We start from the raw sequence: 2,702 nt of genomic DNA, 5'->3' as shown, positions 1-2,702 counted from the left end.
TTGATATAATTAAAATGGTAGAAGATATAAGGAGATAGATTATGAAAAAGATTGTATCAATAATAACAGCTTTTTTATTGGTTGTAACGATAGTTGGTTGTTCTAGTAAGAGTAAAAAATATGATGATGAATTAAACAAGATACTACAAAAAGCAGAGTTAAAAAGAGAAGACATTAATTTTAAGATTTATGATGTTACTTTTAATTTAGATGATAAAGACATAGACGGTAAAAGAAATGTTTATAAATTAACGTATAATCATAATGGAAATGGTAAGACAGATATTTACGTTATAGAAAAAAACGGAAATGTAAAAAGATTTTCTAGCAATGATGAAGGTTATATTTCTAATATGTTGCAAGTATTATTATATGAAGAACAAAATAATAAAAATTTAAAAGAAGAATTTTAAAAGTAATTAAAAGGTGTATATTTTATGAAACAGATTTTTTCGATAGTTATAACTACTTTAGTAACATTAACAATTTTAAATTTTTTAAGAGATTTGGTTGGCTATAATAATATATTATTCAATATATTTTATAATTTAGCAACTATAATAATTATTATTTTGTTTTTTTTCTCTTTAATTTATTCTTTGTTAAGAATTTTTATTTTTAGACCTAAATATTTAGTTACAGTTGTTTTAAAAAATGGAGAGATTAAGAGTTATACTTTTACAGGTGGCGAAAAAGTTTATCAAGAACAATTATCTTTTTTAAGAGGAAGAAGCAATAGAATTATAAATATAAAAAATTCTGATGGAAGTGTAGATGTTTTAAGTTTATATGATGTAAAAAATTATGATATAAAGTTAACTAATCCTAGTATTTATTATAAAGTATATTCAAAAATAAAAGACAATTTATTTTAGTGAATGAGATAACAATTAAATTTGTTGTCTTTTTTTATTTGTCAAGAAAGGGGGATATTTTTTGAAGAAACTAAAAAAAGTAATTTATATAGCTATTTCTACATTAATGTTATTTTTTAGTACAATTTTAATTGCGTATGCGAATAATATTGATGAAAAATATAGAAATATTGAACAGTATCAATCATATATTCACGAGGAATCTTCTGTATTTAAAATAGCTACTTTACAAAATACTATTTCAAATTGGTTTTTTAGTATAGCTAAATGGTTTGCGAGTATTACAGATTTTTTCTTAAAATACCTATACGATAATAAAGCATTAGATAGTATAGTAGATGTACTTAGTGATATGTCTAGTAGAATTTATGAAAATATATTCGGACAAGTAGGGGCTTTATTATTTGTAATAGCTGTTTTATTTATAGGTATAAGATATTTAACTAAGAACGGTAGGGGAATACGTGAAGCAATTAATCTTTTTATAGTTATTGGAATAGGTGTTTTATGGATTACAAATTCAGGTACAATAATAAGAACAGCTAACGGTTTATCAAGTGAATTACAAGGAATAATCGCAAGTAGTGGTAATAATATAACAGAAACTGTAGGTATTAGCGATAATAATTCAGGTGTTGATTTAATGCGTGAAAAAACATTTGAAAAAATGGTAGAGCAACCTTTTTTAATATTAAATTGGGATAAATTAACTATTGAAGAAGTTGGACAAGATAAAGTCAATGGACTTTTAGAATTTAAAACTGATGATGAATTAGAAACTTATTTAGAAGACGTAGAATTATCAGGGAAATCAAAATTTGAAGATAGGAATACTCAAAATTATTATATATCATCTAATTCAGGATCTCATAAAATTAAAGTAGCTATTGTCTCTATTGGAATGAATTTACTATATATGATTCCATTTTCTATAATAGCCTTTTTTAGCTTTATAATACAAGTACAAATATTATTTTATATATTAGTAATACCATTTGGAATAATGTTATCAATGATACCAGGAATGAGTAGTAACTATGTAATAATGTTTAAAAAATTACTAGGAATGTATCTTTTAAAAGCAATGTTAGGTTTAATAGTATTATTTATTGATATAGTAATGGCACTAGTTTCAAAAATAATGGAAAGCACAACATCATCAGCACTTACAACATATTCAGTATCAACAATAATGTTTTTAGTCGCTATATTATCACTTTATAAAAAACGAACAGAAATAGCAAGTACATTTGCGAATAATCAATACACAAGAGATTTATCAACAAGTTTTAAAGGTTTAGATACATTTAGAAATGGTATATCTAATACAAAACAAGGAGTAAATGACTATATTAAGGATAGACAAAAGAGAAAAGATGATGAACAACAACTAATTAATAAAGTTAATAACGGAACGTATGAAGAACAAGAAATAACACAAAGAATTGATGATAAAGGAAAAATTATAGAGCGTACATCGCAAATAGAAGAAATACAAGACTATCAAGATACTAATATAGAAAATAACGATAATGTAAATGACTATGTGAGACAAAATCAAAATGATTATACAAAAAATGAAGATACAAATTTAGAGAGTAGAAATAATTATAAAGCTAATGATAATAATTATGTACGTACAAATCAAAAAACAAGTTACGATGAATATTTAGAAGAAAGCAAAGCAAATTATAACGATTATAAAAATGATTTACCATATAAAAACAATATAGATTATAATTCAAGGACACCACAAAATAATTTTAATAATGAAATAAAAGATAATACAAATCCTTATAAAATAAGGAATACTCAATATAGAAATAC

At 23.4% G+C, this 2,702-nt stretch carries 3 protein-coding genes; all 3 read left to right on the top strand.

Annotation, left to right across the window (positions count from 1 at the left end):
* Positions 1–41: 41 nt before the first annotated feature.
* Positions 42–413 (top strand): hypothetical protein, encoded by a 372-nt coding sequence (locus HZY83_RS03070; RefSeq protein WP_179942611.1) that lies wholly within the window; start codon positions 42–44, stop codon positions 411–413.
* A 24-nt stretch (positions 414–437) separates the two neighbouring features.
* Positions 438–875 carry a hypothetical protein gene (locus HZY83_RS03065; protein ID WP_179942610.1) on the top strand — a complete coding sequence of 146 codons (438 nt, stop codon included), beginning with the start codon at positions 438–440 and terminating at the stop codon, positions 873–875.
* A 61-nt stretch (positions 876–936) separates the two neighbouring features.
* Positions 937–2,702 (top strand): CD3337/EF1877 family mobilome membrane protein (locus tag HZY83_RS03060; protein WP_179942609.1); only part of this gene is annotated, 1,766 nt, incomplete at its 3' end.

It is taken from the genome of Gemella sp. GH3 (assembly GCF_013415425.1).
GTDB lineage: Bacteria > Bacillota > Bacilli > Staphylococcales > Gemellaceae > Gemelliphila.
The sequence above is the reverse complement of the archived record's forward strand: the minus strand, read 5'-3'. Positions and strand labels throughout refer to the sequence as shown.